This window comes from Flavobacterium sp., from assembly GCF_044369455.1.
In the GTDB taxonomy this organism is placed as follows: domain Bacteria; phylum Bacteroidota; class Bacteroidia; order Flavobacteriales; family Flavobacteriaceae; genus Flavobacterium.
The window spans coordinates 1-4063 of sequence record NZ_JBIPLW010000079.1; the positions used below are offsets into that span (position 1 = coordinate 1).

The following is a 4063-nucleotide window of genomic DNA, read 5'->3' on the forward strand; positions in this document are numbered from 1 at the left end:
GTAAATGCTTGAACAGTAAAAATGTTGTTTAAGGCTTCTAGTAAAATTTCGTGAAATCCAACGTTTTTGCCCAAAATGGAAGTGGAAATGCTGCGAATGGTCCTGTTGAAAAATACAACTACCAAAAGTAGCATTGGTGCCAGCACCGCCGACAAAAGCAGTAGCTTCACGGATATGAATGATGCGAAAATCAAGCAAGAGCCGACTCGTAGAGGCTCACGAATTGCTACCCCGAACAGTGCCATGAGGCCTAGCGCGAGGGAGTCCGCAGCAGATGTAATCGTCGCAAGCAACCCGCTGGTTCCGTGATTTTGATAAGTAGTCCGGTCCATGGACAATGCCTTAGCGAACACTCTCCTTCGCAGATCTCGTACGATTGCCGACGCTGCGTATCCTAAAAGCAAATCATTGGATAGCATTAACAGATGCTTTACGAGGGTGCTAACGACCAGGAGCCCCATGATTGCACAAATGGTTCGAAAAGGATCTTTTGGAAGCAGTGCCTCCGAGTAGCTAAGTGCAATGCGGCGATAGTAGAGCGCGTCTTCCGCTTGTTCTATTTTGTGTTCGAGGCCGCGAATTGCCGATCGAGCAGTCGCGTCAGCAGGCTGGTTTCCGTTTTGTGTTTTTAGTAAGAGTTCGGATTTGGTTGCAGATTGTTCTGCTTCATAGAAATCTATGCTCTTCTGAACCCAACCTTGGATGGATTCGCCTTTGAGTGTCAAGTCGATTACGGGATACAATGCCCCAATATTGGAGCCCCAAAGAAAAGCGATTCCTACAGAGCATAAGGTTGCCAGGACAATTGCTGGAAAGTATTGAAAGGATTCGCGAACAGCTCTGCGAAAATTCTTCATATTAATCCTTTAGTTATCGTCATCGACGAAAAATATGTTGTCGAGTGCTTTGGCGAAAAATACTTATCTGGTGCGCAAATGTAGCTAATAAGGCGGGCTAGATACTTTGTGTCTATCGCAGCTCCGCCGATTTTCGTCAAGTTCACTAAATGCGTGAATAGGTGATTAACGAAATCGGCCTTCTCGTTAACTTGGTCGTGGCAATAAGCGGGTCGGAGGCCGAAATTGCTGACAACGCTCGCTCACCGATTTCCGGCCAATGACTTTGTGATGGTGAATCACGCCGCCTTACAACTGGTTGCTGGAGTGATGACCTTGGGTTTTTCATACATGACAATCGCCTCTCTGAAGACGCGAACCCAATCCTCGGCAGCATCCTTCCACGTTCGATCAAAGATTCGATGCTTCATATTCTGTTGGGATTGCAACACTCTTTCTCGCGAATCTCGCAAAGTCTCGATCGTGTCTGCCAGCTCTTCATGGTCGTGTGGCGAGAAATGCAGCATTGACTGCCCCAGAGGTGAGAACTGCTCTACGAGCGAGGGAATTCGAGATGACGCGATCGGGCACTGCCAATGCAATGCTTCCATAAGAGGAAACGAACCTTGCTCATACAAGGAAGGTACGACCGTTCCCACTGCTCGCTGATATAGTAAGCTGAGTACATCTCTTTGGCATTTTCCTAAGGTATGAACTCGATCTTCGACCCTATTCTCAGAAACGAGCTTTCTTAGATTCTCAGGCATCGACTGAATGCCAGTGAAAACGATTTGTGTTTCCCTATCACCTCTGTCTTTGAGTATGCGGATCGCATGTATAAGAGCCTGATGGTTTTTGTAGGCTCTAAACGCGGACGGGTAAAGAATGTACTTGGAATGCAAGATGGGGTACTCAGCCACTGCATCCTCAAAACGAGGAGGTGTCTGAAAATCGATGGGCGGCGCGGGCGACACCACCCGAATTTTGCTTTCCGGAAGACCAAGCTGGCCGATAAGGTCGTTTCTCCGAATGAAGTCGGTCAGGCAAGCAGCAATCGTCGACTGCTCGGACACTTTCGCAACAAGCTGTTTAATCGAAATCAAGGTCTCCGTACTGACAGTTTCTGGGAAGTGGTAGGTCACCAAATCATGAATCGTAACGACCGTTGGCTTGGGGAACTTCATGTCCAAACAAACATAGGGGACCAACCAAACATCGCAATGTTCGAGCAATTGCTGCGAGGGAGAGTTAGCAATTTCAGAATTCTCCCGCCCTAACTTTCTCTCCACGCGCCGGCTCTTTGCCCTAAGAAACTCAAGGTACACTTTGTTGGCCCCAAAAGCACAATATGCCAGAGAACCAGAAACTCGATTGCCAAGTCTGGATTTGCCAGAAAACTTTTCAATGACCTTGACTATTTTGCTTTGATAGCGATCCAGGCTACGTCTCGACGCCCGCAGATGAGCATGACGAATGGTATCGAGCTGCAGCTTGAGACTCTGGACCTCTTCTTTGCCATTTGCCTCTGATGCGATGTATTTAGAAAACGATTCGATCGAGAATACACGGATGCGACCGTTGCCTTTGCTCACGGTCGGAGACATGACATCCTCTTGACCGTTGCGAGCAACCATGACTACTTCCACCTTCTCTTGCAGCGAGCTTAGTCCCAAAGCAAGGTTGTGAGCAAACACACCAATACCTTCTGAAGGCTCAAGTGTTACGTGGTAGGCACACCATATTCCAATTCTCATGATTCGACCCATTCAAGATTCTCTTTCTACGCAAGTAATCGATGCCCGGTTTGAATCGAGAGCTAAGCAACTCGACGCATAGTACTGGGTTTAGCCGCCAAGCTCTTCACAATTCTGACCAAATTTTCAGCGACAAAAACAACATCTTCGTCCGTCAACGCTCCGTGCGTAGGTAGGTTAATGCCTCTTCGACTGCAGTCTTCCGCAACAGGAAACGGCTTCTTTGCCAATCCTTGATAGGCTGGCATAGTGTGAATTGGATAGAACACTGGCCGGGTTTCAATTCCAGCGGCAAGCATTTGCCTCATCACTTCATCGCGGTCGCAACCAATTTGCTTCGGAATCAGAACCGTATACATCCAATAGGAATGCAACGCCCAATCCGCTTCAGCCGGAAGTTCGACCAAATCCTGAAACGCCCAAAGGTGTTCTCGATACTTTTTGGCCATAGATCTTCTTTTCGCCGTGTGCTGTTCCAGTCTTTCTGCTTGCCCTACTCCAATCGCTGCCGCTACGTTTGTCATCCTGTAGTTGTAGCCCACCTCTGGGTGCCAATAGCTGCGATTCGGATCAACAGCCTGCCCACGCAAGAACCGCATTCGTTCAGCAAGCGACTCATCGTCCGTGGTAACTGCACCGCCTTCTCCCGTCGTGATAGTCTTGTTGCCGAAGAAACTGAATGACGAGCACTCTGCCAAAGAGCCAACCCGTCTTCCCTTGTATTCCGCGCCCAAAGATTCCGCAGAATCTTCAATAACAGAAATTCCGTGTTTATCCGCTATCTCTTGGATTGGATCCATATCCACAGGATGACCGTAGAGTGGAACCGTCATGATAGCTTTTGTCTTGGGCGTAATCGCTGCTTCGATTCGATTCGGATCGAGCGAAAGAAAGCGACGCTCGGAGTCAACGAATACGGGAGTTGCGTTGCAATATCGCACAACGTTTGCGGTGGCCACATAGGAAAGTGATGGCATTATCACTTCATCGCCGCTCTCCAAGCCGAGCGCCAGCAACGCGAGATGCAATGAAGTGGTACCATTGTTTGTGACAACGGCACACCGAGTACCACAGTATTCCGCGAGAAGTTTTTCAAAGCGGTCTATGTACTTGCCTTTCGAAGAGATCCAATTCTCATCTAGACAGTCCAAAACGTATTTCTTTTCGTTTCCATCCAAGACGGGTTCGGCCACCCGGATAAATCTTTTTGCTGTAGACATAGGATTCCTTTCCATATGAGAAAAATAGTGATGCGCGTTTCTTGAGTCAATACGAGTAACAATGATAGCTGTTACCGGTGAGCTCTTTGCTCTCATTGAACTTAAGTCGAGTAACCACAGTCGTTTGCGGATTTTTCCGTATTTCAACGATCCCGAGGCGATAGCATATTTTTACCAACGAGCCCATTGAGTTTTCGAGCTGGCCGGAAATGGCCGTCACGACGCCATGTGCATTGCCGGTTCCTAATTCGGT

General features: G+C 48.2%; 4 protein-coding genes. All 4 read right to left on the bottom strand.

All coding sequences use genetic code 11. The features are described from left to right. The coding region (locus tag ACIQ2L_RS14495) for an ABC transporter transmembrane domain-containing protein (RefSeq protein WP_396160097.1) at positions 1-857 on the bottom strand (857 nt) is incomplete at its 3' end. 278 nt (positions 858-1135) lie between these two features. Continuing rightward, complete coding sequence (locus tag ACIQ2L_RS14500) at positions 1136-2590, bottom strand: glycosyltransferase (RefSeq protein ID WP_396160099.1); 1455 nt, start codon at positions 2588-2590, stop codon at positions 1136-1138. A gap of 62 nt (positions 2591-2652) precedes the next feature. Then, entirely contained in the window at positions 2653-3810 is a 1158-nt protein-coding gene (locus ACIQ2L_RS14505; protein ID WP_396160101.1) for a DegT/DnrJ/EryC1/StrS family aminotransferase, read from the bottom strand. Between the two features lie 46 nt (positions 3811-3856). Beyond that, on the bottom strand, positions 3857-4063 hold a 207-nt coding region (locus ACIQ2L_RS14510), incomplete at its 5' end, for a hypothetical protein (protein WP_396160103.1).

Bases quoted from the DNA above. Each gene is read 5' to 3' on its own strand.
- ACIQ2L_RS14500 (WP_396160099.1), bottom strand. From the start codon at position 2,590: ATGAGAATTGGAATATGGTGTGCCTACCACGTAACACTTGAGCCTTCA.
- ACIQ2L_RS14505 (WP_396160101.1), bottom strand. From the start codon at position 3,810: ATGTCTACAGCAAAAAGATTTATCCGGGTGGCCGAACCCGTCTTGGAT.